23 protein-coding genes, 1 tRNA gene and 1 riboswitch are annotated in these 26,590 nt (G+C 40.3%); of the genes, 8 read left to right on the plus strand and 16 right to left on the minus strand.

The window, feature by feature from the left end; translation table 11 throughout:
* The first annotated feature begins 29 nt into the window (after window positions 1-29).
* A complete protein-coding gene (locus BLS16_RS10535) occupies window positions 30-620 on the plus strand; it encodes an HD domain-containing protein (RefSeq protein WP_092333037.1) in 591 nt (196 codons plus the stop codon).
* Window positions 621-630: 10 nt separating this feature from the next.
* Here BLS16_RS10535 and BLS16_RS10540 read toward each other — a convergent pair whose 3' ends face one another.
* The 13 genes from BLS16_RS10540 to BLS16_RS10600 form a co-directional block, all read right to left on the minus strand.
* Window positions 631-2,367: an MBL fold metallo-hydrolase RNA specificity domain-containing protein gene (locus BLS16_RS10540; RefSeq protein ID WP_092333039.1), complete on the minus strand. Its 1,737-nt coding sequence runs from the start codon at window positions 2,365-2,367 to the stop codon at window positions 631-633.
* Between the two features lie 190 nt (window positions 2,368-2,557).
* Entirely contained in the window at window positions 2,558-3,196 is a 639-nt protein-coding gene (locus BLS16_RS10545; protein WP_034599086.1) for a response regulator, read from the minus strand.
* Window positions 3,193-4,335 carry a sensor histidine kinase gene (locus BLS16_RS10550; RefSeq protein WP_092333041.1) on the minus strand — a complete coding sequence of 381 codons (1,143 nt, stop codon included), beginning with the start codon at window positions 4,333-4,335 and terminating at the stop codon, window positions 3,193-3,195. Before BLS16_RS10550 ends, BLS16_RS10545 begins: the two co-directional genes overlap by 4 nt.
* 110 nt (window positions 4,336-4,445) lie before the next feature.
* The gene (locus BLS16_RS10555) at window positions 4,446-5,210 is read right to left on the minus strand and encodes a hypothetical protein (RefSeq protein ID WP_092333043.1); all 765 of its coding nucleotides are present in this window, start codon (window positions 5,208-5,210) and stop codon (window positions 4,446-4,448) included.
* A gap of 378 nt (window positions 5,211-5,588) precedes the next feature.
* Window positions 5,589-6,383 carry a methyltetrahydrofolate cobalamin methyltransferase gene (locus BLS16_RS10560; RefSeq protein ID WP_014903360.1) on the minus strand — a complete coding sequence of 265 codons (795 nt, stop codon included), beginning with the start codon at window positions 6,381-6,383 and terminating at the stop codon, window positions 5,589-5,591.
* A 73-nt stretch (window positions 6,384-6,456) separates the two neighbouring features.
* The gene (locus BLS16_RS10565; RefSeq protein ID WP_092333045.1) at window positions 6,457-7,419 is read right to left on the minus strand and encodes an acetyl-CoA decarbonylase/synthase complex subunit delta; all 963 of its coding nucleotides are present in this window, start codon (window positions 7,417-7,419) and stop codon (window positions 6,457-6,459) included.
* Between the two features lie 15 nt (window positions 7,420-7,434).
* Window positions 7,435-8,196 carry an ATP-binding protein gene (locus tag BLS16_RS10570; RefSeq protein WP_092333047.1) on the minus strand — a complete coding sequence of 254 codons (762 nt, stop codon included), beginning with the start codon at window positions 8,194-8,196 and terminating at the stop codon, window positions 7,435-7,437.
* Between the two features lie 21 nt (window positions 8,197-8,217).
* A complete protein-coding gene (locus tag BLS16_RS10575; protein WP_092333049.1) occupies window positions 8,218-10,128 on the minus strand; it encodes an ASKHA domain-containing protein in 1,911 nt (636 codons plus the stop codon).
* Window positions 10,129-10,221: 93 nt separating this feature from the next.
* Window positions 10,222-11,547 carry an acetyl-CoA decarbonylase/synthase complex subunit gamma gene (acsC, locus tag BLS16_RS10580; protein WP_092333051.1) on the minus strand — a complete coding sequence of 442 codons (1,326 nt, stop codon included), beginning with the start codon at window positions 11,545-11,547 and terminating at the stop codon, window positions 10,222-10,224.
* Between the two features lie 115 nt (window positions 11,548-11,662).
* Window positions 11,663-13,843, minus strand: coding sequence for an acetyl-CoA decarbonylase/synthase complex subunit alpha/beta (gene acsB, locus BLS16_RS10585; RefSeq protein ID WP_092333053.1), 2,181 nt, complete (start codon window positions 13,841-13,843; stop codon window positions 11,663-11,665).
* Window positions 13,844-13,859: 16 nt separating this feature from the next.
* On the minus strand, window positions 13,860-15,878 hold the full coding sequence (cooS, locus tag BLS16_RS10590) for an anaerobic carbon-monoxide dehydrogenase catalytic subunit (protein WP_092333055.1): 2,019 nt from the start codon (window positions 15,876-15,878) through the stop codon (window positions 13,860-13,862).
* Between the two features lie 68 nt (window positions 15,879-15,946).
* On the minus strand, window positions 15,947-16,711 hold the full coding sequence (locus BLS16_RS10595; protein WP_092333057.1) for an ATP-binding protein: 765 nt from the start codon (window positions 16,709-16,711) through the stop codon (window positions 15,947-15,949).
* 466 nt (window positions 16,712-17,177) lie between these two features.
* Complete coding sequence (locus tag BLS16_RS10600) at window positions 17,178-18,032, minus strand: DegV family protein (RefSeq protein WP_092333059.1); 855 nt, start codon at window positions 18,030-18,032, stop codon at window positions 17,178-17,180.
* A 334-nt stretch (window positions 18,033-18,366) separates the two neighbouring features.
* On the opposite strand from BLS16_RS10600, the gene BLS16_RS10605 reads away from it, so the two are divergent.
* The 7 genes from BLS16_RS10605 to BLS16_RS10635 all read left to right on the plus strand — a co-directional run bounded on the left by BLS16_RS10605 (window position 18,367) and on the right by BLS16_RS10635 (window position 24,075).
* Window positions 18,367-18,443 (plus strand) — tRNA-Pro (locus BLS16_RS10605).
* 452 nt (window positions 18,444-18,895) lie between these two features.
* On the plus strand, window positions 18,896-19,435 hold the full coding sequence (locus tag BLS16_RS10610; RefSeq protein WP_092333061.1) for a GNAT family N-acetyltransferase: 540 nt from the start codon (window positions 18,896-18,898) through the stop codon (window positions 19,433-19,435).
* A 68-nt stretch (window positions 19,436-19,503) separates the two neighbouring features.
* Window positions 19,504-19,617, plus strand: a riboswitch (FMN riboswitch).
* A gap of 136 nt (window positions 19,618-19,753) precedes the next feature.
* On the plus strand, window positions 19,754-20,872 hold the full coding sequence (gene ribD / locus BLS16_RS10615) for a bifunctional diaminohydroxyphosphoribosylaminopyrimidine deaminase/5-amino-6-(5-phosphoribosylamino)uracil reductase RibD (RefSeq protein ID WP_092333063.1): 1,119 nt from the start codon (window positions 19,754-19,756) through the stop codon (window positions 20,870-20,872).
* A 20-nt stretch (window positions 20,873-20,892) separates the two neighbouring features.
* Entirely contained in the window at window positions 20,893-21,546 is a 654-nt protein-coding gene (locus BLS16_RS10620; protein WP_092333065.1) for a riboflavin synthase, read from the plus strand.
* Between the two features lie 34 nt (window positions 21,547-21,580).
* On the plus strand, window positions 21,581-22,783 hold the full coding sequence (locus BLS16_RS10625; RefSeq protein ID WP_092333067.1) for a bifunctional 3,4-dihydroxy-2-butanone-4-phosphate synthase/GTP cyclohydrolase II: 1,203 nt from the start codon (window positions 21,581-21,583) through the stop codon (window positions 22,781-22,783).
* Between the two features lie 66 nt (window positions 22,784-22,849).
* Window positions 22,850-23,311: a 6,7-dimethyl-8-ribityllumazine synthase gene (ribH, locus tag BLS16_RS10630; RefSeq protein ID WP_034599066.1), complete on the plus strand. Its 462-nt coding sequence runs from the start codon at window positions 22,850-22,852 to the stop codon at window positions 23,309-23,311.
* Window positions 23,312-23,454: 143 nt separating this feature from the next.
* Window positions 23,455-24,075 (plus strand): sigma-70 family RNA polymerase sigma factor, encoded by a 621-nt coding sequence (locus tag BLS16_RS10635; RefSeq protein ID WP_092333068.1) that lies wholly within the window; start codon window positions 23,455-23,457, stop codon window positions 24,073-24,075.
* A gap of 61 nt (window positions 24,076-24,136) precedes the next feature.
* On the opposite strand, the gene BLS16_RS10640 is transcribed toward BLS16_RS10635, so the two are convergent.
* The 3 genes from BLS16_RS10640 to BLS16_RS10650 all read right to left on the minus strand — a co-directional run bounded on the left by BLS16_RS10640 (window position 24,137) and on the right by BLS16_RS10650 (window position 26,586).
* On the minus strand, window positions 24,137-24,334 hold the full coding sequence (locus BLS16_RS10640; protein WP_014903375.1) for a spore coat protein: 198 nt from the start codon (window positions 24,332-24,334) through the stop codon (window positions 24,137-24,139).
* A gap of 17 nt (window positions 24,335-24,351) precedes the next feature.
* Window positions 24,352-24,561, minus strand: a complete 210-nt coding sequence (locus BLS16_RS10645; RefSeq protein WP_014903376.1) for a hypothetical protein — start codon at window positions 24,559-24,561, stop codon at window positions 24,352-24,354.
* A gap of 255 nt (window positions 24,562-24,816) precedes the next feature.
* A complete protein-coding gene (locus BLS16_RS10650; protein WP_092333070.1) occupies window positions 24,817-26,586 on the minus strand; it encodes a UbiD family decarboxylase in 1,770 nt (589 codons plus the stop codon).
* Window positions 26,587-26,590: the final 4 nt, after the last annotated feature.

Below are 26,590 nucleotides of genomic sequence, written 5' to 3' on the forward strand. Positions count from 1 at the left end.
ATATAACTAAACGAAAAGGAGGCTAAAAAATGGATTTCAGGAAAGAGCTTGTTCAAATTGTGGAAAAGTCAGGAGCTCACTCTGCTTGGAGTGTCAAGCATTGTTTTAGAGTTTATCATCTATCAAAAGAACTCTCTAGTCATTTAACCTTGGATGACGAGGTTCTTTATGCAGCAGCTATGCTGCATGATACTGGCAAATCCCCTGCCTATGCCCTTAAGAACATGGATCATGCTTTACGTTCAAAAGGTGTGACTGCGAACCTTCTTCCCCAAATGTCATATCCTTCAGAAAAAATCTCTCTTGTTTTAGATGCTGTAGAAAATCACATGTATTACTCGGAACCCGGGCGCAGTGATGAGGCAGTCTACTTAAGAGAAGCGGATATTCTGGATAATTTAGGTAATATTGGTTTAATGCGATTATTTAGCATAGTTGGACAAGACGACTTGATACAAACTCCTGAAGATGCTATTGAAAGGGCACGTCTTTTCGCAGATGCTCTGCCAGATAAAGTCTCTACAAAAGCAGGGAAGCGTTTAGCTATCAAAAGGCGCGAAGAAACTCTTCGTTTCTTATCAGGGATTAAACGTCAAACCCTGGAATATGCTTGGCTTTAATTTTTAAGTCTTATCGTCTTGATTTTCGCTCTTGCTCTTCCAACAATCGCGTTAAGCTATCCAATATATTAACGACACGGTCGAAATCTCGAGTCCTTAATCCCTGGTCGATAACTCTCTTAAGATGATGTCGTAGCCTAATATATGCTCTGTTAACCTGTGAACGTGATGTCTTAGAGACGGTTGACTTTAATCTCTTATAAGAAGGAGCAGTTGGTTGTATTATTGTCTTGCTGATTAACTTTTCTGATGGACTTGAGGCAGTCTCCTTATCCATTTCATCCTTAGGAGCGATCGAAAGCCAGACTTTTTCAGGTGGATATTGTAGAACTTTTCCTTCAGTAAATTCAATTGTTTCTCCAAGCTGTGGTATAAGGGGAGATTTACCAAACTCCTCCAAAATCTTCTCTGCAAATTTTGTCTGTGATTCTAATTCCCCATGAATCAGAATAATCTGCTCTGCTTTCTTCCCAAGTAAGGAAAGCCAATGGATTAATTCTGCTTGATCTGCATGAGCAGAGAAACCATCCATATGAGTAATCCGAGCATTCACGGCAACCTTCTCACCGTGAATAGTTACGGTATCAACTCCATCCGATAACATTCGACCAATGGTTCCTTGAGCCTGATATCCTACAAACAGAACTGTTGCATTACTTTTCCATAGATTATGCTTTAAATGATGCTTAATACGACCCGCATCTGCCATACCGCTGGCAGCTATAATAATTGCCCCACCTTCAATATTATTTAAAGCCATCGAATCCTGAGCAGTTTGACTAAAATGAACATTGGGCATTGTTAAGGGGTTATTCCCCGTTTTTATTAGTTCACGAGTTACAGAATCAAAATTATCTGTATTTTCTTGAAATATTTTGGTAGCTGCAATGGCCAAAGGGCTGTCAATATAGATAGGTAGTGTTGGTATCCGATGTTCGTCCTGCAGTCGACGTAGATAAAATAATAAATCCTGAGTACGTTCAATTGCAAAAGCAGGAATAACTAAATTCCCACCGGCTTCATAGGTTGACCGGATTATTTGAGCAAGCTGCTCATAACGATCATTTTTACTGCCGTCACTATTTTCAGAATGGAGTCTGTTTCCGTAAGTTGTTTCCATAACAACGATGTCTGCTACACTGAGTATACTGGGATCTTGAATATATGGTTGGTTTACATTTCCTATGTCCCCGGAAAACACAACGGTTTTATTGTAATTGGGTTCTTTAATATGAAGTACAGCATGGGTTGAACCAAGTATATGACCAGCATCGTAGAACTGAAAGGAAACGGTTGGCGCTAATTCAACGATTTCTTTGTACCGTGATGCCCTAAAGTAGGAGATAGTATTAATGGCATCTTGGACAGTATAAATTGGTACCAGTGGTTCAAGCCCTGCTCTATTACGTTTTCGATTTTTTCGTTCTACTTCCATCTCCTGTATATGCCCACTGTCCGGAAGCATTATTGAACATAACTTAATTGTTTCAGGTGTAGCCCAAATTGTACCTTTGAAACCAGACTTAATCAGCTTAGGTAACATACCTGAGTGGTCTGTATGAGCATGTGTCAGAATAACAGCGTCAAGGCTTGCTGGATTATACGGGAATTCTCCATAATTTAACTCTTTGAGCGCTTTGGAACCTTGAAACATACCACAATCAATTAGGATTCTCGAATCCCCTGTTTCTACTAGAAAAGAAGACCCTGTGACAACCTGTGCTGCCCCAAAAAAGCTAATTTTCATCTAATCAATCCTCCAAAAATAGCGTCTCTATGCTTTTCTTGTCAGAATACTTCTCTGATAGAATAGCATTTGGACGCTTTTCTTTGAACAATGCTATTATATTTACCATTTTTACACTACTCTACAAACTTGTCTCAATTTATTTTACCTTTTTATTGGTAGTTTAGCAATCTATAATCATCCGTATAACCTAATCCAGCTGAAAAAGATTAAGTTTTACTGCCTTAAGAGCTGCTTGTGTTCGATCTTCAACAGCAAGTTTGCGATAAATACTCGACAAATGATTCTTAACAGTTTTTTCACTGATAAATAAAGAGGTTCCAATCTCACGATTTGAAGCCCCTTTAACGACATAATGGAGTATTTCCATTTCTCGATCACTTAGCCCACATGTATCCTTCATAGGGCTAGGTTGACTTAATTGGTCAAGTAGCTTCCCTGTCACACTTGGGGATAAGATCGGCTCGCCAGAGTAAACTTTCCGAATAGATTGGATAAGAGTCTTAGAATCAACATCTTTCAGCAGATAACCCGCTACGCCAATTTGAAGAACCTGAAAAACTTTCTCATCTGAATCATCAACAGTAAGCACTAGGATACCAACCTCCGGACATTCACGACGAATTACTTTGCCGGCTTCTAAGCCATTAACCCCGGGCATATTTAAGTCCATTAATAAAATATCGAATTTCATTGTTCGTGCAATATTGATGGCACCTTGACCATCTCCTACTTCTGCAACGACCTCAATCCCATCTTCAAATTCTAAAATGCGACGAAGCCCCTCTCGTAATAAGGGATGATCATCAGCAATTACAATTTTTATCAAGTTGTCGTTCCTCCCTCCTGGTTAGATGGAATTGAAAGTTCAATCATAGTTCCTTTGCCAATTGTTGAGTGTATAGAAAATAAACCTGAGAACATTTCGACACGTTCGCGCATTCCTACAAGACCAAAATGCTCGCCCGGAGAATTCATAGCAGATTTTACGTCAAAACCTTTGCCATAATCACGTATTTTCGCGATTGTCCAATCTTCACGATAAATCAAAGAAATGTCAACTTTATCAGAATGAGCATGCTTGGCAACATTCGTCATTCCTTCTTGTACCAATCTGAACAGAGCAACTTCCATTGCCGGAAGAAGACGTCGTTCTCTACCTTCGATAAGCAACTCACATTTAATGCCATAGTTTTCCTGGAAGTTACCCAAGTATTTAGAAATTGCCGGAACTATTCCTAAATCATCTAAGGCCATTGGACGTAAATCAAAAATAATTCTGCGAATATCTTGTAAATTTGCACGAACCAGATTCTTAAGGTCTTTTAATTCTGCTTTTACTCGACTCGGATCTAATTCTAATAGTCTTTCTGCAATTTCCAATCTCAAAACAATATTCGCAAGGGTTTGAGCAGGACCATCATGAATTTCTCTTGCGACACGACGCCGTTCTTCTTCTTGGGCTTTAATAACCCGCAGTCCCATCTCAACTCGTTGCTCATGATTCTGAGTCTGCAAGGCTTCAACTACCCCGCCTTGCAATAAGCTAATCGCCATGCTTACCTGAGTCATAAGATTTTGAGCCCGTTCTATTGTAACCTGCATTTGGGTAAGAGACCGCTCTAGGTCATCCCGTCGCTTGCGCAATTGAACTTCTTTTTGTTGTAAAAGCTGCAACTTAACTTGGGCATCTTTTGCCTCTGTATAAGTATCCATCATTTCTTTTTGAGTATATTTTTGATAAGAGCGATTTACTTCCATCAGCTTTTGACGCATACGCCGTTCAACCTTATCTTGACAATCAACTTGCGAAATGATGTCTTTAATATTAGTTTTTAGTTGAGAGAGTTCATTAACAAGCCGCTGGGTTTCAGCTCGAGATGTTTCAGCAATAAAAAAGATTTCTTCTTTCCCTGATTCAATTGCCTTTAATGTGTTCTTGATTATTTCTCCCAACTGATCCGTCAAAATTATTCCTCATTTCAATAGTTTGAATCCATCTTCACTTTACCCTTCTATATTGTTTTATTCGACACAGAAACAGTATTTCCTACTTCTTGATAGAAAAATAAGATAACTTATCTCCTTTTAGTATTTTTACCCTGCCGAATAGTATTTTTGATGTACCTTTCTAATCTTCGAGGATAATAAAGATCTTCATCATTTATGGTTAACACTATCCAACCTTCCTGTTGAAGTTTTTCTGCTTCACAAGGGCACATTGAATCGCTACGGCAGAATAGAATATCCTCTACCTGTGCAAATACTTTTTGTCCTGATATAGTAACATCCCACATAATAACAGCATCGACGAATACATAATTTAGAACTGTCTTAAGCCGGTCTATATAGTTAGGGATCAAGATATTAGGGTTTATCTCCATTTCTTCAATAATAGTTTGCTGTTCAATCGGAAGAATTTGATTATAGATAGCGCCTAGAGCAGGGATACAATCCTCGATTTCTACATTCTCTATCTCCGCTATATCAAACTTTAAATTATTCGTAGGGACCGTTGGGAAACTTTTCGAGGTATCCATTACTTTTAGCATACCTTCTTGTAACATTTTATTCATTATATCTTTAAATGAAGGAAAGTTACCAATAACACGTGAGTCTGGCAATTGCTGTTCAATGATTTGTTTAAGAACATCCGCTAAGTACTCTGAAGGAAATGTGGAAAAATCCTGTAATAATGAAGCCAGCTTAGTTACAAATTCGCATCCTTTTTGAAATTCTGCCTCTGAGTCAACTCCTGTCAACAAACACGTTGTGAAAATCTCTTCAATGATTTTTTCTACCCATTCTCCAATTCTTGGATCATTATGATAATATGCCTCCATAATTATCCCCTTCCAGTTTATTATCTGTAATAGCTATGCTTGTATTCCTGATGGTATGATAGGACTGAAGAGATTGTCTCTTAATTTGTCAATTTAGCATGCTACAAGTGGATAACTTTACTTACATGGATATTACCCTCTTTAGTATTTTAGGAATACATACAAACGCGTTCTTGAGTTATCAAGAAGGTATTTTTGTAATGTTTCGACCACGATGTTTTAGCTACTTATACTTAAGAGAGCTGCAGCAAACAAAGTTTACTGCAGCCCTCTTTCAAGGTGTATCAATATAAATTAGACAATCTAATTGTTCTGTTGAACATCAGGACTTAGAGGCCTAAAGGTTGCCCTCCACCTGAATTCCATGTTGTAGATATTTTAGCGAGCACGGAATACTTTTAGATAGGAGTCAGCATAGACACTTCGATTCAGGAGAATCTGAGCTGTTGCTGCAACGTCGACTAAGTCATCATCATTGGCATCCATGATAGCGGCATCAAGTCCACAAGCAATTGCCATAGCTAAATACGTGCGATTAATCAGGTTGCGATCCGGTGATTTCTGAGACACATTTGATAACCCTAAGACTGTACGTGGGGCTGGGTTCGCCAACATCTTCACTTGTCTTAAGGACTCTAGGACTTCTGGAGCATGCTCTTGAGCAACATTTACAGGAAGAATCAATGGATCAATATAGAGGTCCTCCATTGGTACTCCGTATTCGTCAGCGGCGGCTACAAGCTCCATGGCGAAGGCAACGCGATTCTCGGCGTCTTTAGGAATACCCTTCTTATCCATAGTTAACCCAATTATACCTGCATTATATTGAATAGCCATAGGGAAAACCCGTTCGATTTTCACTTGCTCAGCTGGGCAAGAGTTAATAATGGCAGGACGTTTGCAGACTTTTAAGCCTGCTTCAATGGCATTATAGTTTGTTGAGTCTAAGACGAGAGGTAACTCAGAAACTTCCTGAATGACATTAACCATCCACTCATAGGCTTCAACTCTCTCTTCGGAAGGAATGGCAGGGCCAGAGTTGACGTCTAGGTAGTGAGCGCCTCCTTCTTGTTGCTTTACCGCCCAATATTGAAGCGGTTTTGGATCTTTGTTGCGAAGTGCCTCTCCAATATCAGTAAACATCCCGTTAATCCGTTCGCCAAAAATAATCATTCAGTTCACGTCCTTTCATTTTTTGGAGAAATACAAAATGAAGGTGGTTGGATTATGCTGGTGATTTCGAGGATTATTTTCCCATCAAATCAGCAATGTTCTTTTTGACCAAAGCAACTGCTGCAGGGTTGCGCATTACCAGAATGCTAGCTCCGACTTGAAGAACGCCGGATGCTGTAACCGCTTCCCAAAGCACTCCACGATCTTCGAGATCCCCCCATCCGGGAAACTCCTCGACGGTTGCATAGGCTTCTTTACAACGATTAGCTTCATATCCTACTGTGCAGATAATAGGCATAGAAAGCATTTTATCATTAGCCAAAGCTCCCAAACGAGCACGTTCCATAATAGAATAAACGTACTCAATTCCAAATCCTAGACCAGCGACCGTAGGGTCAATTACGATTTTGTTTAAAGGAAGTCCCATTTCATGGATCAAGATATTTAACTGTTTACAGATGTTAATATCAAGAGGCGAACGAGCAATTAGGGTATGTTTGTGAACCATTGCTGCAGCCGCAATTGATTTGTAATTATCTTGTTCCGCAATACCTATTAAGAGGTTTTCCCCTGTAGAAGCTTCAGCAATTACAGCCATGATTTCATTATTTTTCTCAGCGTTGTCGCATCCTTCTACAATCAAGGGAACCCCAACTGCAGCTAAAACTTCTTTTACAATACGAGCACAATCTTCGGGAGAACGGTTTTCACCCTCTGGGTTCGCACCATCAAGCTTTAGATAGATGAGGTCAGCGCCAAATTCATCTACACATTTTTTAGCCCAGGCGGCGGGATTATTAATGACATCTCCGATTTGATTTTTTATTAAATCATTCCAGGAAGGCACAACATCTGTGACCTCCATAGCAATTACCGGACGGTTCTTTGTTTCTCCTTCAAAGTGGAGAAAAGGTAGGGCACTATCCCCTCCAACCGTAATTGTATGGGTCCTTGTTCCACCCTGTTCAGCAGTCGCGCCAAGTACTACCTCTCCAACTTTACTAGAATATTTTTCTTTTACTAACGCTACGGACATGAACTTCTCTCCTTTCTAGTTAAAGATTCCGGCACGGTTCAGAATAGCTTCTACTGCCTGTACCGAGACGGCATCATCGGGCAAATCAAATAATGGTTTGCCGGCCAAGTCATATTCCACAACTAAAGGATCCAACGGAATATCTCCGATTACAGTCAGACCAGTACGTTCAATCTCTTCTTTAAGCGATTCCATACTTCCCTCTGAAGTCTTGGTAACGATCAAATATATGGTTTTTACAGCAGATTTAAGTCCTTTAATAAGCTCATGAACCCTTCCTGCTGAACGAATACCTCGAGCCGAAGAATCACTGATGACAAACATGACTTCGATACGGGGAATCGTACGTCGGCTGATATGTTCTAATCCGGCCTCCGAATCCACGGCTACAAAATCATAGTTTTCTCCAATATTCTCGAGATGCTTGCGCAAGATATCATTAGGATAGCAGTAGCAACCAGCTCCTTGAGGCCCTCCCATAACCAGCAGATCAATATCTTTCGATTCAACTAAGGACTGCTGAAGTTTGTACTCTATAAATACATTTTTAGGCATACCCTGGGGAATGGCTTTAGGATCTTTGCTTTGCTCGAGCAATTCTGAGATTGTCGAGGTAGCCTCCAAGCCTAAAGCTTCACCAAGATTGGCATTGGGGTCTGCATCGACTGCAAGGATCGAAGTCCCTTTTTTTTGTCTAACCATTTGCCTTAGTAATAAAGCGGTGAATGTGGTTTTTCCTACTCCACCTTTACCTGCTACAGCTATATATTTTGACATAATAGACCTCCATAACAACGTTTATTGAAAAGATGGAAATAGTGACATATCCGTATGGGGCAAAAACAACGCGGCCATATATTCGTCCATATAGGTTACTCCGACTGAAAGTTCAACATAGGTCATTTTTTTTCCTAATTCTTCTGCTTCACGCCATGCATTTTGAGATAGCAAGGCCAGTCGTGCTCCTTTAACAGATGCATTTCCAACAAACTCAAACCGCTCCGGTTCAAGATCTGGAAGCAGCCCAATTTGGACTGAATCATGGATATTTAGATAGTTGCCGAAACCACCTGCGATAATTATTCGGCTAATCATTTCAATATCTACTGCAACCATGTTTAATAATGAACGAATTCCAGCATAGATCGCACCTTTGGCTCGAATAACATTCTTAATATCGTTTTCAGTGATGACCACATCTTTCTCTCCACCGGCTTGATGAGCCCAGGCTAGAACAAACTCCTTATCATCGGCAGTCGCTCTTAAGCGTTGCGAACCCGACTTATGCTCTAACTGAAAATTACCGGCACGGTCAATAATACCCGCGCTCAAAAGTTTAGCTATACAATCCACAAGCCCCGATCCGCATATTCCTACAGGTGTCTGGTTATTGATAACTTTAAGGGATACATCCAAAGTTTCCGGATCCACAAAAATTCGTTCTATTGCCCCCGGCATAGCTCTCATTCCAAAGGTAATTCCTCCGCCTTCAAAACTGGGCCCTGCCGAACAGGCGCAAGCAACTAGCCAATCTTGGTTGCCAAGTACAATTTCACCATTGGTGCCAATGTCGATAAAAAGTATAATATCTTCACCATTGGCTAAATCCGTCACCAAAGTTCCTGCTACAATATCCCCTCCAACATAACTCGCTACTGAGGGATAGGAATGCACCAGGGCTTCGGGCAACATATGAAGCCCAAGCTCTCGAGCAGGATATGAGGGAACAGTTGTCATTGTAGGAATATAAGGTTCCAAGCGAATGTACCGTGGATCTACGCCTAAGAATAGCTGAGTCATCGTAGTATTCCCGGCCACAACTGCACTTGAGATATCCTTACTACCCAAGGATTGACGAGCAAAGATCTTATCAAGCAGACCATTGACGGTTCCAACAACAGCATCCCTGATCTCCATTAAGTTCTGCTCTTTTTCAACCGCATAGACTATACGTGTTATTACGTCATCCCCATATTTAGCCTGCTTATTATAAGTACCTTGTTGATCGACGATTTCACCCGTAATAAGATTTATGAGGTAAACAACAACCGTCGTAGTACCAATATCAATAGCAACTCCATAAGGGGGGATATCATTCCCCTGTTCGATATGAGTAATCGTTAAACCAGCTTCAGTGTCAGTTATTGTGATGGATACATCCCAATTAGCTTTGCGAAGTAATTCCGGAAGATGTTTGAGTACAGATAAAGGAATATGGATGGGCTTTTCTCCTGTTTGTAAAACTCGACGGAGTTCTATACTCAGGCGAGACCAATCACTTGAATTTTCCGTCAAGGTTGGCTTAGAAAGTGAAATTCTCTGCTTTCTTGCTAAAGGGTGACGTCCAAATTTATCGAGTAAATCATGTTCGCTTTCCTGTAAGAGTCCTTTTTGTACATCCCCTAATAAAACTTGATGTTCTTGTAACCGTGACTCAGGAGGTACCTCAATGGTCATATCTCCTTGAATCAGTGTTTTGCAAGCCAGCCGTATCCCTTTAGAGAGTTGCTCAGGAGTGAGATTTCCGGTTCCATCAATAATGGGATCTCCACTTAACACGACAACTTTACAAGCACCACAAGTTCCCTTGCCTCCGCATCCGGATTTAACCGTAATACCGGCTTTTGCGGCTGCACTGAGCAGAGATGTACCATGAGTGACTTCTATAACGCGATTTTCGGGCATGAATTTAATTTGATACTGGGACATCGCATTCACTTCCTTACTTTACCAAGAAATCCCATTAGTGTGATCAATATTATAAAAACATCTTTCTTCCCTCTCATAGCCTATTACAGAGTCTTAGGACAAAGTTTTAGAGAATGATACAATTCCGCTGGATTCACGTGGCCCGACAACTACTTTCCAACCGGATAGTTCAGATAATTTGCCTGATATTACTGCCACATAGCCCGGAATTATGATGTTACGATGTTTTACTTTATCTGCGATACCACTGGCATTCATTGCTTCAACGATTTTTTCCGGTTCAAATTTACCTGCCGCATAGGCAGTAAGGACTGAGGTGCCATCCGTATCTATTGGAAGTATATAACTTGGAATCTTGGAAGTTTCCACTTCACCTTCAACGCTATAGTAGGTCAGGGAGAAGTTAGTAGTAATGTAGAATGGTGAATTTTCATCAACATTACCTACAGAGTGTAATTTTGGTTCTACTTGAATTGGCTTTTGAGGATCAGTGTAAATGTTTTGTCTAAGTGTCATTAATGGTAGCAGATGAGCTTTCTTACTGGTTTTTAACACAACAGCACTAGCGTATTTTGCCACATAAACTGTGGCTTCCATTATTTCCTCCATTGGATCCTGGTTAACGGTAAAGGCAATGACTGGGAAGCCAAAGGGGCGGAATTTCTTCTTAATAGCTAAACGCCGGAATTGGGTAAGATTCTCAAGGGTATTAACCGTAGTTCTTGAGCCGGGATCTAAAACAAATTCTTTATACCCTAAAGCTTGTGCTTTAGTAACAAGTTCTTCGAGAGCTTCAAGACCTTCTGCCTTGATGATCACAGGAACAGAGTTATCTTTAGCCAGGTTAACCACAGCCTCATAATTATCCGCGGTCGCAGAACCGATAAGTGGTTTGCGGGATGCCAAAGGCTCTAAAGCTGCTTTTAAAGCAGCTACATCGTTGCTTAATAAGAGCAATGACTTATCAGTAGCTTCTGCAACAGTAGCGGCTACCTTAGCATAGCGTGCAGCATCTCCCGATTCTTGAACGATAGCTACACCGTCGATAGAGTATTGTAGTCCGACCCGTTCAAATTCTAAGCCTTTGATTTCTTGAATCTTGGCACTTAACTCATCATCACTAAGGGAATCGGAGACATGAATCAGCAAAGTTGTAGGATGATAAAATGTCTTATCATGACGGAAAAGAACAGTCTCATCACCAAGAACAGAGTCTTTACCAAATTTTATAGCTTTGATAGGGGGGGCTGCTGCAGAGTCTAAGTTTTCTCTGGCTGCCTCGGTTACATATGGGCATGAATCTAAAGCAGCTTTTCCCGAAGCCAATGCCATAGCAAATGCTAAACAAGTTGGCACTCCACATTCTCCGCAGTTTTTCTTGGGTAATTGTTTATAGATTTCTAAACCTGTTAGAGCCATTTTAAATCCCCTTTCTAATAGATCTCGAATAAGAAGCAGACTTGCAAGGTCATTAGAAACTTGGCTAGCGCCTAGTTCTAGACATAGGCGATAGCCATAGTTTCAATAATGCTGTTTACATAAGAGGGTCAAGGCCAAAGCATGGATGTCCATTTTCCTCAAGGAAAGGAATGATTTCTTCTGCAGTTGTACCTACTGACTCATCCGCAATTTTATCAATGAAGTCTGCACCCAAACCTTCATCAATTGAGCGTTGAACAAAGTCTTCACCCAAGAAATCTTTCAGCTCTTTAGGCATCCAAACAATTCTCGCGATTCCACCATCGGCAGGAATGAACTTTTTACTGAGCAGGTATGTTCTTCCAATTCCCATAAAGCCTGGAGTCTGCATTCCACCGCCACAGGTTCCGGCTAGTGAGGAGAAGGTCATACCACAAGGAGTCATTCCAGAATGCTCACGGGTTGTTAACATAAGTCCGTTTGCTTCGGGAACAATAGCCATGATAGCTTCAAAACATCCGCAGGATGTCATTGGCCTATCCATTAGAGTATAGAGATTGACCTCTTCTAAGGTATTGTTAGAAGCTTTATATAGATAGTCATTGCATGATTGCCACATACCTTTTAATTCATCAATTGCTGGTCCCTTAGGAATTGGCTGGTTCGGTCCGTTGGGAGCTATCTCATGAGATGCTTTAGCATCTAACCAGCTTACGGCACCGCATAGACCAACCCGTTCCGGAGTAGTAATACAAACGTGATTTGGGGCAAAGGACTGGCAAAGCAAGCAAGAGTAAAAGTCTTCAACAGACTCGTCAGTCAAGCTCCTCATGCGGTCGTCACGAGCTCTATAACGTTCACGTGCAATAACAATGCCTTCATCAACCGCAGCTTGGTCAAGCATGATAGTAACCTCGACACGGTCGATAATTGCTGGGAATTCTTCTTTTAACTTAGCAATTAAGAGATCACCAAAGTGTTTCATTAAGAAACCTTTGGCTCTGGCATCTTTAGATATCCGTACCCAGCACAAGTCACGTTGAGCCACGTGCCAAACGCCTTCACCATAGTTCGCAAAATAGTGAATTCGACGTTCAAAAACTCCTTCAAAATCTTCCTGCATCTTACGTCCGTAAATATCGATTTTAAGTCCCAAGGGAAGTTTGGTTCCTTCCGGAACGGTATCAATATCGGGACCAATTACCGTGACCTGACCGTCTACGATATTATCGGGCCCAACCATTCGGACTAGTTCAAAAGCGGTGGTTCGTCCACCACCAAATTCGACGTAGGTGTCTCCTTTGCGGATCGTCTCACCCTCAAACGCCGGCCCAAAGTTAATCGGAATCGGTAGTTCGATATTGGTTAACTTAATTCCGCGAACTTCCATAGCCAAGGGGACTATTTTCTCATAATCGGGTTCGGATATATACCAATCTGGGATTTGCATGTCTTCAGACAGGGTTTGATCCGTCAAAACTGGGAAGCCCATGAAAATTGCGCCCATTGATGCAGCAATCTTGACATCATCCAATTCGCCAAGATTGAGAACGAAAGCCCGGACTCTACGACGTTGATAATCACGATGGTTTTCCCGTTCTCCCGCCGGAATCCCACCGAAAGCAAGCCCTGCACGGAAGGCATAGTTCACAGCATGGATAATTTGAGTAAAGTTTCCTACAGGGAAAGCGATGTAGTCTTCTCCGATTTTAACGTTTAATTCAAGCAATTGCTCGATGATCTCATCGCAGAGAAAGATCATGAACCCTTTTCCCATTAGGTTATCGACGATTTTCTTAGCGGCCTGAGAATCTTTTGCCCGTCCTAAAATAACTGCAACTCCGGGAATCGTCCAGTCAACCATCTTAATACCATGTTTCCGAACTATCGGGTCACCAAGGAATCCTGTCCAAGGTTTAACTTTTGGTTGCTCTCCACGCAAATAATTAAGTGTCTCAATAATTTCCGCAGCATAGAGTACAGACTCACCCCATAGCCGAGCATTATCAAACGTTAAATCTGTGCGAATTTGACTGCGCATGCGATTCAGAATCGGAACCAATTCACCTAATTTGGTAACCTTTTCTCCAGAAAGGCAGGTGATAACCGGAAGGTGATATGCTGTATCTGGATAACCAACTTCTTGCTCTGTACCATAATCTTTAATTGCCCGATTTAATAAGATTTCCGCATAGGTCATCGCAATGGTAGTACCATCGTAGGCTCTGCGTAAGAGTTTTTTAGGCTGATTATTGGGGTCCTTAATTGCGTCTGCGTAAATTTCCTCCATAGACATATACATTCCTCCTTTCTTACCAACCTTGGGCTAATGCTGTCTCATTTTTTTCCGCTGTTTGCTTATGAATGCCTAATTTCCAAGTTCTATACTCCAAAGCATCGATTAGCTTTGATGCTCCAAGGACAGGATCAACTTCAAATATGAAATTGCCGCCAAAAACATCATGGGCAATTTGGGTTGTAATACCATAGACTAGGTCACTGCCTTCAACAGGAGGCAAGGAACCAACATGAGTAGGCAGTCCCATAGTGACACACCAAGATCCAATCGCAACTGCTTTTTCATGCATGGCCTCAGGAGCAGATGCAACAAACGGAACTTTAGGTATATCCACTCCAAGTTCATTGGCCATAGCGACAGCTAAATCAACAGCACGACTGTTATCTACACAAGAGCCCACATGGAAGACTAGCGGCAGGCCTGTTGCCAATTGGGGATTTGCTGCTTCTAAGGTTTGAATAAAGGATTTTAATCCTTCTCCGGCGTAAGTATCCACGGCAGATGGCGACATTAAGCCAAATTTGGCAAACGCTCCTGATGAACAGCCGGTAGAAATAACAAAAACGTCATTTTTCACAAGCTCTTTTAGAACAATATTGTGGGATTCATCTTGGGCACGTTTAAGGTTGTTACAGCCAGCCATTAGTGCAACCCCTTTGATTTGGCCACTCAATATTGCATTAGTGAGCACTGAGATCGGACGCTCGGGATTGATTTTTGAGAAGATTTCAGTAAGGGCTTCTACACTGAAACCTGCAACAAGCTTATGTTTTTCATTAGGTATAGAAATTTTCTTAGGATCACGATTTTTGTAAGCTTCAATTGCTATTCTGATAAGCTTCTTAGCATCATCCATGGCCGAAGTGGTATTAAAGGCAATGTGTTGAGCACTAGGAACTTTCATAATTGCTTCTGTTGTAACTACCTTTGTATGGTAACATTCAGCAAGGGTTTGGACAGCCGGATAGATACATTGAATATCTACAACCATTGCGTCAAGAGCACCAGTAAGGATAGCCATTTCTTGAGAAGCAGAAGAGGTAGCTAGGTAAACACCTTCCCTCATGAGCAATTCATTTCCAGTACAGCAGATCCCTACGATATTAACGCCTTCAGCTCCTGCCTTTTCGGCATCAGCCTTCATTGCCCGTGCCGCGGCAACTACCATTTCACTTAACACAGGATTGTGCCCGTGCACAGCAATATTGACCATTTTAGGATCAATTACCCCTAAGTTAGCTTCTGAAACAATAGGTTGTGGGATTCCAAACAACACATCGCTTAGGTTTGTTCCGATATATTCTCCGCCAAGGTCAGCAAGAGCACTTTTTAGTCCGCCAAAGATGATATTTACTGGGTCACTGTCAACACCCATAGCTGTTTGAGCTATAAGTTCTGTAATAGATCCATCAATATTTCTCGGCATAATATTGGTGTGTTGGAATTTCCGACGCCGTCCTTCTGTCATGAAAGAATCTAGGAAGGCCAAAGGGCGATCCTGATAGCGCCCGAAGTCTGCATACCCAATTTCTACAACATCTCTAAGAATGTCCTTATCTTCACGATCTAAAGTTTCTACTCCCAACTTCTGTGCTAATTTACGAAGCTTTTCAGGAGATTTAATTTCATAATCGCCAGCATGTCCGTCGACTAAGGCATGAGCTGTATGCAATACATGACGTGCATGTTCGGAGTGAGATGCAGCTCCTCCGGCGATCATTCGAACTATATTACGCGATACAATAGTATAGGCAGAAGCTCCACAAATTCCACGACTGCCAGGACCATCATCCTTTTTAACCCGACAAGGCCCAGCAATACAGATACGACAGCAAATTCCTTTGTATCCAAATGCGCATTGAGGTTGTTGAGCAACTACTCGATCATAAACCGTCTCAATATTTTTATCCTTAATCATGTCCAACATTTGAAGGGCACCTGGGTCGGTTGTACGAATGGGATTCTTCGGATCTACAACTCGTGGTGCATCGGATGGTCGGGCGGTATGGGTTAAATCCCGATATCTAGGCATATTACACCCTCCTCTTTTCTAAAATCTTGTCTCAGACAAATACTCACATCTTTACTACGAAACCTCTGTCATCTCCCTTCGTCAACGATTTTTTGATAAATTGTATTGAGCTCAACTCCCAGAGACCCGCCAGGTAATTCTAGATTACCTGTATTTAAGGACATTTCCAACAGCTCGTCACTGTAAGGGATGATGCCAATAAGCTGTTCTGAAGGAAAGTGGTCTCTAAGAAAATTTTCATCTTTAGGATTACGAACTTTATTGCCGACGACAAGGACTCGAGGTATACCTAGCTCTGCAGCAAGTTTTTGAATAACTTTTACAGTCTGAACACTAACTTTACTGGGTTCAGTAACAATAACCAAAACATCGACACCCAAAGCCGTTCCCCTGGTAAGTTGTTCGATTCCTGCACCCATATCTAAAATAACAGTATCTTTTTCACCAAGGATCAGTGAATTAACCAAAGCACGCAAAAAGCTGTTTTCTTTGCAATAACAAGAAGTTCCTCCGCCCTTTACATTGCCCATGCGAAAGAATCTAAGATCACCTAAAGAAACACTGTAATCATCTAAAACATCATCTACATTAGGATTCAGGGGATAATAGGTTCCACTCCCCCCCATACGCTCTTCAATTAGTTCTTTCATATCAACAATAGGTTTTAAATTTGCCAAAGTATCATCAGGTATTCCTAAGATAGTTCCTAAACTAGCATCCGGGTCAGCATCAACCGCCAAAACGGAAATATCTTTATGGGATAGCCATTGGGCAAAATTAGCAGCAAAGGTAGTCTTACCAACGCCGCCTTTGCCAGAAATTGCTATTTTCAAAAAGCCTCCACTCCTTTACAGCGAAAACACAAATCATTATCAAAATCTTGCGATTTTATTAATTATGTATTCTTTTTTTGTTGGCTAAATCCTGCAAACTTTCTGAATATATTTTTTATTTTATATAATTTTTCAATATTACAATATTAATCATACTAATATCAAGGTAATCATTGCGGAAATTTAGTATAATATTCAGTATATTTTGAAATCTATTTTTTAAACTGATATTTCTGTTAAGTCATGTGTTTTAACTCTAACTAATACTGACACACCAGTTCATTTGTTTTTTGGGTTTAGAACAAATGACAATAATTCTATCTTCGTTATTTCAGATCTTAATTCCTTACGAGTTCTAAATAATTCAGATTTGAGAATCCCTATTGATTGAGCCTATCATTCATGGGTTAATCTCAGAGGTTCACCTCCTTTTTAGAAACCGTAATAGATGAATAATATTCATATTCTAATAAGGCCACGGATGGAATGTTAATCCAAACGCGCCTGCTCCAACATGTGTAGCGATGACAGGACCTGCCTCAAACAAACGAACTTCATGCTCTGGATAACGTTCCTTAAGTTCGTTAAGCAATATTACCCCTTCATCAGGTATATTGACATGCATTACACAAATCCTATAGCGTTTTCCTGAAGATAAAGCTCGTATCAATTCGTCTAGTACACATTGCCATGCCCTGGAACGGGAACGAACTTTGTCAAAAACATCAATATGAGCACTATCATTAAAGTAGAGAATCGGCTTTATCTGAAGTAAAGTCCCAACCAATGCAGCTGCTCCACCAATTCGACCACCTTTTCTAAGGTTATCCAAAGTATTGACTATAAAATACAACTCTGTTTCATGTACAAGGCTTTTTAAACGCTCCATAATTTCAATAACACTAAGACCCTGTTGGGCCCATTCAGCAGCAGCCCAGGCTAAAACACCCAGTCCTAAAGCCGATGATCTAGAATCAAAGATATGAATATCTGACTTAGAAGCTAACTCTTTTGCCATTTGAGCTGAATGGATAGTGCCACTGATGGCCGAAGAAATATGAATACTTATGATATCTTCGACACCCTCTGCAAACATCGCTTCATAAGCTTCTAAAAACTTGCCAACAGAAGGTTGAGATGTTGTTGATAGACCAGATATCCGACTTAACTTTTCGAAATAAACACGATTGCTTAATTCTGTTTCAGGATATGTTTCATCCCCAATATTTACATTAAGGGGTACAACGCAAATCTGAAATTGATCTAAGATATCCTTTGATAAATATCCCGTAGAGTCCATGACAATCCCTATTTTCCTCAAATCTTTTCTCTCCTTATGTATAAACCATTGGAAACATCTGTATTTATTGCTTGACTAAAGTATATCTTAAAATAATAGGTGTAGCAATCTCAACTCATAATTAATAACCTAACATATTCCATTTCAAAGCTTATATTTAACAGTTTTGGAAATAGTGGTAACGCTATGCTATAGAGGTATTCTATTATATAAGGATGAATTAATCAATGAATTGTCATTCATTTAATTGTGTATTGCTTGAAGTTTCAGTTTTTTCAGTAACTTAAACAGTTTTATAAAATAATGTTGACAGATAGAATTTCATTTGTTAAGATGATAATCGTTCTTAAAAAGTCGGGGCGTAGCGCAGTTTGGTAGCGCGCTTGGTTCGGGACCAAGAGGCCGCAGGTTCGAATCCTGTCGCCCCGACCATCTATTTTTTCAATTCAATTAAAAATAATACTCTTAATTAAAATATTTATTTTTAATACTCATAGGGGATTTGATAAAAACATAGTTTTTGTCAAGTCTCCTATTTGTCGCTTAAACCATAATACAAGATTTTAATAACTCACTATTTTAATGTGCATCTTAAAGTACTTTTGATCTTTAAACTAGTTAAACTTAATTATTTAAATTGCTACTAAATATCTACTTAAGATCTCTTTATTCTAGAACTTCTCAAAGCACAAAATTTATAACTATTCATTGCAAATTTGCAAATAGTTATTATATTTTAAATATTACACATATTTAATTTTACTTAGATTAGATAAATAGCAGAATGTTTTACCTATCACTGTTATAGAGGATATAAAGGGTATATACTATAGAAGAATACTGTAGCCTATCTATCTATATTTATATATAAGGAGTCGTTAATCATGCTACATGGTTTAAAAACTTCAGTGCGACCGGTTGAGGAAGATGACATTGATGAAATATACCAATGGTATAATGATCAAGAAGTCAATCTGTGGTCTACAGGTGCATGGCCTTTGAATACTCTCTTAAATAAAGAGCAGTTATCGATTAAATTCCTTGACGGTTCCTCTGATGGTTACAGGTATTCTATACTTGATGAAAATAATTATCTTATTGGAACAATTGGTTTTAAGGAGCTTAATATACCCAGTCGATCAACGACCCTCTTCGTTGTGATCGGTAATAAATCCTTTTGGGGAAAAGGTTATGGTACTGATGCCTTGATCGTATTTGCACGATATCTTTTCACGCAATGGAACTTACACAGAATCTCGTTGGATACTTGGGATGGCAATCTCAGAGCTATTAAGGCCTACGAAAAAGTCGGATTTAAAATTGAAGGTCGTCTACGCGAAGCACGCTATGTATTAGGAAGCTATCATGACGCTATTCTAATGGGCTTGTTAAAAAGTGAGTTTTTAGTTATGCATGGTAACTAAAGAAAATTGTTAAGAGGGTTGCTAAAATCAGAGGCGTGGAGTAAACTATAATAAATTCAATAATCGTAATACTCCTCTGGGGTTGGGTGAGATTCCCTACCGGCGGTAAAGCCCGCGAGCCTTATGGCAGATCTGGTGTAATTCCAGGGCCGACAGTATAGTCTGGATGAGAAGAGGAACAGTCTAATTGCGTACATACGCTTTATTTGAGCTGTATCTTATTCAACACCTAGAGGAAGAGGTGTTTTTTTTGTTTTTCCCCCCTTAATTTTTAAGGTTTTGGAGACACTAAATGAAATATTAAGAAAGGAAATTTCCATGCAAAAAGTAAGTTCTTCAACTTCCGGTGACGAACAGTTTATGAGAAGAGCTCTTGAACTAGCAGCCAAAGCGATGGGCAGAACCAACCCTAACCCCTTAGTCGGCTGTGTTTTAGTTAAAGATAACCAAATTATCGGAGAAGGTTTTCATCATAAGGCAGGAACTCCTCATGCTGAAGTCCACGCTCTATTAGCCGCAGGAGATCAAGCAAATGGTGCAACGGCTTACGTAACCTTGGAGCCATGTTCCCACTTTGGCCGAACGCCGCCCTGTGCTGACGCCTTAATTCATGCCAAAATCAAACGAGTTGTTGTTGCTATGATGGATCCAAATCCACTGGTCGCCGGTCAAGGTCTTGACCGACTGCGCGAGGCAGGTATTCAAGTTGATTTAGGATTAATGAATCAAGAAGCACAACGTCTCAACGAAGTATTTATAAAAGCTATCACTACAGGCCTCCCTTTTGTTATTTATAAATCGGCAATGACTTTAGATGGGAAAATCGCTACAGAAACCGGAGACTCTCGTTGGATAAGTAACGAAGCCTCGAGAAATTTTGCTCATCAACTTCGTAATTGCTGCGATGTTATTTTAGTAGGAAGTGAAACTGTCCATAAAGATAACCCCGCTCTTACATGTCGTAGTCTAAACGGAAAGGATCCTATCAGATTAATAATAGACGGCAGCTTACGTATTAATGAAAATGCAAAAGTTCTAACTTCTTCTCCTGTCAGTCACTGTATAATAGCCACTACATTGTCAGCCTCGAAAGAAAAAATTAAACGTCTTGACTCTCTACCTCGCGTAGATGTGTGGCAATACGATACCGAACGTTATGTCCCCTTAAATAAGCTTATGCGAGATCTGGTACGAAACGGCTGGACATGTGTTCTTCTTGAGGGTGGCGGCGACTTAGCGGGTGCAATGCTGCAAGAGAATTTGGTCGACAAAGTAGAATTGTTTATCGCACCTAAACTGGTTGGAGGCAATGGGCCTTCTCCCCTCACAGGTCTTCATATTGAACGCATGGCTGAGGCCATAAATCTCAATGACCTTAGTGTTGATATGTCCACTGGCGACTTGCATGTTACAGGGTATATCCAACCAAAAGTTTGATGGTTAGGGAGGATATTGATGTGTTTACCGGTATTGTAGAAGAACTAGGCATCGTCCGTGGTCTTCGACTTTTGCCTGATTCTGGTCAACTTACGCTTGAAGGTACTAAAGTACTGAATGGCACTCAGATTGGTGATAGCATTGCTGTCAATGGTGTCTGCTTAACTGTTATTCATCTTAACAGCCATGAATTTACCGTAGATGTAATGGCTGAAACCCTGGCAAAAACCAATTTAGCTGATTTAAAAAGTGGCAGTCGTGTTAATTTAGAAAGAGCCTTACAGCTTCAAACACGGTTAGGTGGACATCTAGTTAGCGGGCATGTAGATGGAGTCGGCAGCATTCGTCGAATTGTCCCATGGGGAATCGCACAAGTCTATGAAATCAATGCTCCGCCTGCACTTCTCTCATTTATGCTCCCTAAGGGTTCAATTGCTATTGATGGGATTTCTCTAACAATAATCGATGTAGAAGCAGACTATTTCACAGTTTCACTTATTCCACATACTTCTAAAGAAACAACTCTAGGGATAAAAGGAATTGGTGCCGGTGTTAACCTTGAGACAGACTTGATTGGAAAATACGTTGCTCGTTTTATGGGCCTAAACACTAACCAAAGCACTAAGAAGCCAGACCTTTCGCTGGGTTTTTTAGCAGAGCATGGATTTATTTAAGAATATACTTATTTGAAAGTAAGGAGTGAGTGCTATGTCATTTAATACAATTGAAGAGGCTTTAGAGGATATACGTCTAGGAAAAATGGTAGTTATGGTTGATGATGAGGATCGTGAAAATGAAGGGGATCTAGTCATGGCCGCTGAAATGGCTACTCCTGAAGCAATTAATTTTATGGCTACCTATGGACGAGGGTTAATATGTGTTCCGTTGACAAAAGATCGAATACACTCCCTCCAGCTAGAGCAGATGGTTAATAATAATACAGATCCTCATGGTACAGCTTTTACTGTAAGTGTTGATGCAATAACTAGCTCCACGGGGATCTCTGCTTTCGAAAGAGCCGAGACCGTTAAAGTTCTAGTGAATCCTCACAGCAAACCCAGCGACCTACAACGTCCAGGTCACATCTTCCCACTTCAAGCTCGTGAAGGAGGAGTACTGGCTCGTGCTGGTCACACAGAAGGCTCTGTTGATCTGGCTCGTCTCGCCGGTCTTCAGCCTGCTGGTCTAATCTGTGAGATTATGAATGAAGACGGTTCAATGGCCAGAGTACCTGACCTTCAATTATTTGTGAAAAAACATAATCTTAAATTGATTACTTTAAAAGATCTTATCAGCTATCGACGCCAGTCCGAAAAACTAATTGAAAAAGTTGAGAGTATTCAGCTTCCTACCGGATTCGGTGAATTCCGTGCCGTAGGATACCTGAGCATCTTAGATAACGAAGAACATATCGCCTTAGTTAAGGGGACTGTCGATGATGGGCAGCCAGTTCTTGTCCGAGTACATTCTGAATGTTTGACTGGGGATGTTTTCCATTCTAAGCGGTGTGATTGCGGTGATCAATTGGCCGCAGCTATGGAAGAAATCGAACAGGAAGGTCGCGGCGTTCTGCTCTATATGCGCCAAGAGGGTCGCGGTATAGGTTTGTTAAATAAATTAAGAGCTTACAAGCTTCAGGAAGAAGGAAAAGACACCGTCGAAGCAAATCTAGCCTTAGGTTTTCCGGAAGATTTGCGTGACTATGGTGTCGGTGCTCAAATTTTAGCGGATCTTGGAATTTCCAAAGTTCGCTTAATGACTAATAATCCTCGCAAAATTGTTGGTTTAGAAGGTTATGGTTTAAATGTTGTAGAACGGGTGCCTTTAGAAATTTCAAGTAAACCAGAAAACACCAAATACCTTTGTACTAAAAAACAAAAAATGGGCCATTTTTTATCAGAAGTACGTTAGTACTTAAATTATTAATAGTAAAGTCTAGTCTATGCTCTTGATGGTACAGAAAGGATGATATTTATTATGAAGACTTATGAAGGAAACCTTATCGCTCAAGGATTGAAAATCGCAATTATCGCTGCACGTTTTAACGAGTTTATAACTGGCAAATTAGTTAGTGGAGCCATTGACGGCTTACACCGCCACGGTGCTCTGGAAAGTGACATTGAAATTGCTTGGGTTCCCGGAGCATTTGAAATTCCTTTAGTTGCTCAGAAAATGGCACTATCTAAAAAGTATGATGCAGTCATCTGCTTAGGTGCAGTGATTCGTGGAGCTACTCCACATTTTGATCTTGTTAGTAATGAAGTTAGTAAAGGAATTGCTCAAGTCGGCTTACAAACCGGGGTACCGATAATTTTTGGAGTTATAGCAACAGATAGCATTGAACAAGCTATTGAACGGGCAGGAACAAAAGCAGGCAACAAAGGCTTCGATGCAGCTATGACTGCCATTGAAACTGTAAATTTGTTAAAATCCTTTTAACAAATCTTATAACATAGACTGCTTCAAGTATTCTATTGGCAAATCATGGAGTATTGTCCACTAAATTGTCCTTGTCAAATCGCATTAACTTTATTAAACTCTGATAGATGAGTGCAATTTATTGACAAGGAGTTGAGAGCGCCATGACTTCGAACATTTGCAACCAGAATAAGGAGACTGCCATGCTTGAAGCAGCGCGCTCCGGCAATAAAGATGCTTTAAATGAGCTTATACTTTATTATGAACCAGAAATTCGTATGATTGCAGCAAAATATTATTTACCTCGGGCAGATTATGAGGATTTATTACAAGAGGGCAGAATTGCTATTTATCGAGCAATAATGTCTTATGACCAAGATACTACTATTCCCTTTCTTCATTTTTTAAGAATGGTCATAAAACGCAAACTAATTGATAGCCTACGTAAGTATACACGCCAAAAACACTCTAATCTTAATGATGCTTTTTCTCTAAATAATGCAATTTCCGAGTCTGATGAAACAAGTTTTTTGGAGTTATTGCCCAATGCTGAAGACCCTGCTTCAATGGTTATCGCCAATGATGAAGTCAATTCAATGATTGATGATCTAAATAAAAATATGTCTAATTTAGAACGTTTAGTGTTTGAACACTATTTTATACAGGGATTCAAACAGCGTGAAGTATCAAAGAATTTAGGACTTCATCCAAAATCGTTAGATAATGCTATTCAACGTATTCGTCATAAGACAGCTCTTTATCGTTCACGCAAAGTTGCTGGCTAAATATAAAAGCAAAATAAAGAACCGGGAATTTTTTGATTCCCGGTTCTTTATTTTACGCTTACTAAGCAATTCCACCACTTTGGCTAATTAATTTGCTGACTTTACTATGGGCATTAGTTGCTTCATTAGCTAAACGTAAGTATATGTCTCTTAAATTTGCATGATGTGCACGTGTAGCCAATGTCATGTAACCCATTGCAGCAGCCGCAGCGTCTTTTTCATAATCATATAACATATCTAAATCCGAAAATTGACTCATAATAAATCCCTCCTTTTCTATTGAAGTTCTACCATTCCTTTTTTAAAATAACCAACTACATCCTCTAAGCCTTTAGCCTGTTCTTTAAAAAAACCCTTAACTGCAGCGTCTTTTGCCATTTCATTATACATCTGACACTTTTTCATGGCGGTTTCATTTTCAATTAAACTTCTGGTTAACATGCCTCGGTCAAGGACTTTCTTTACTTCCATATCACTTAGTTGCATCTAAATCCCTCCTTTTAAAAAACTAGTTTACATAACAGTCTCAGGATGTGTAAATATGCAATAAATTATTCGCAGTTCAAACAAATAACTCAAACTTTTTGAAAAAACCTGCTTACTAGACATGTAGTCAGGCTAATGAATATTTAGCATGATAAAGGATCAATTTAAATAAAACGAATCCTCCAAAGATTAAAGGCAGAACTCCTTGTTTACAAGAGTTCTGCCTTTTAGCTTCGAGTAAGTTTTTGGACTTAACTAACCGATTTTAATTCCATACTCTTTCCAGCGCCGGTCTACAAGTTTGACAGTCGCTTCATCCGGGACTACTTCACCGGGATAGCCCGGCTTCATACGAGCATCAATAAGAATAGGACCACGATATACTAGGCGATGGTTAAGAATTTCTGTATGGGCATAAATGTCATGGGCAGGATCAAAGCGGGTAAAGACCTGCCATAAAAAACCCGAAGTCTCTGATGCAAGCTCTAAATCATCAACTAAAATTGCCAGAGGCCAATTATTAAGAACCTCGTTTTGAAGATGCCCCAGTACCTCCTGTGCAAGTTCAGGAGTATTACTAAATGAAGGTGCTTCAATTAATAAGCAACCTGCACAAAAGGGTTTAATTCCAAGTATTCCTGGTAGTATTACATTATCAATCTGACGCGGAAGCTCTCGTTTTGGCGATCCTAGACCAAGCATGATAGCCTTACTCCCATGATTAAGATGTCGTCCCGTATAATCCAATGTATCCATAGAAGTATCGTTCAAAATTAGAAGGTCGGATTCTGGCTCAAAACGCTCCAACACTTTTTCAAGGAGAGTTCTAAAATCCTGCAAATCAAGCTGAACATCCGTAATGATCAAAAACTTAGTTAAAGTGAGCTGCCCTTCCCCTAAGATCCGGAAGGCATGGGCTAACGCTTCTCGATGATAGCTCTCGCGTACAATAGCAGCGGCCAAAGCGTGAAAACCTGTTTCCGCATAGGTCCAAAGAGCTTTAACTCCGGGCATTACCACGGGAAACATCGGCGATAATAAAGACTGTAAATACTCTCCAATGAAATAGTCTTCCTGACGCGGTTTTCCTACTACCGTTGCCGGATAAATTGCATCGCGTCGATGATATACAGCATGAATATTAAAAACCGGAAAATCGTGGGTTAGTGAATAATAACCATAATGATCACCAAATGGACCTTCTGGCTTACGGACATGAGCTGGAACCGTACCACAAATTGCAAACTCCGCCTCAGCAATGAGGGCATGAGAATGTGAAGGAACCCTAACTTTTGACAGCTTCTCCCCCATCAAAAAAGACGTGAAAATTAGCTCAGGCAGCATCTCGGGGAGAGGGGCTATTGCGGAAAGAACCAGTGCAGGTGGACCGCCTAAGAAAAGTGTCGTGGGCAGATCCTGTCCCAATCGTTCAGCTTCATGATAGTGGAAACCTCCACCCTTATGTATTTGCCAATGGATACCTGTTTGTTTAGAATTGTATATTTGTATCCGATACATCCCTAAATTGTGTTCTTTCGTGACTGGATGTTCTGTATAAACTAAGGGCAAGGTAATAAACGGTCCACCATCTTCTGGCCAACTGGTTAAAACAGGTAAAGTGTTTAAGTCTATTGAACTAGATTTTATTTCTAGAACGGGAGCATTCTTGGAATTGATAGTTCGAAGACCACTCTTGGCTAAAGATAGTATCCAATCCTTTTCTTGCCAGAGTATAGAGGGTTTCGGTGGAAGCAATCGATTTAGTGCTGCAACAGCTCGTTTTACAATTTCTTCCGGTCTAGGTCCAACAGCTAAATTAACACGACCACGAGTTCCAAATAAATTTGTTACCACTGGGAAAGAACTGCCCTTTACTCGTTTAAACAGCAAAGCTGGCCCTTCTTCATCAATAACGCGACGGTGGATCTCTGCTAATTCAAGGTATGGATCCACCTCTGCTTCAATTTCTATGATTTGCTTTTCTCGCCGCAGAGTTTCAATAAAATGCCGCAAATTTTCGTGCACAATG

Source organism: Desulfosporosinus hippei DSM 8344, from assembly GCF_900100785.1.
Lineage (GTDB): Bacteria > Bacillota > Desulfitobacteriia > Desulfitobacteriales > Desulfitobacteriaceae > Desulfosporosinus > Desulfosporosinus hippei.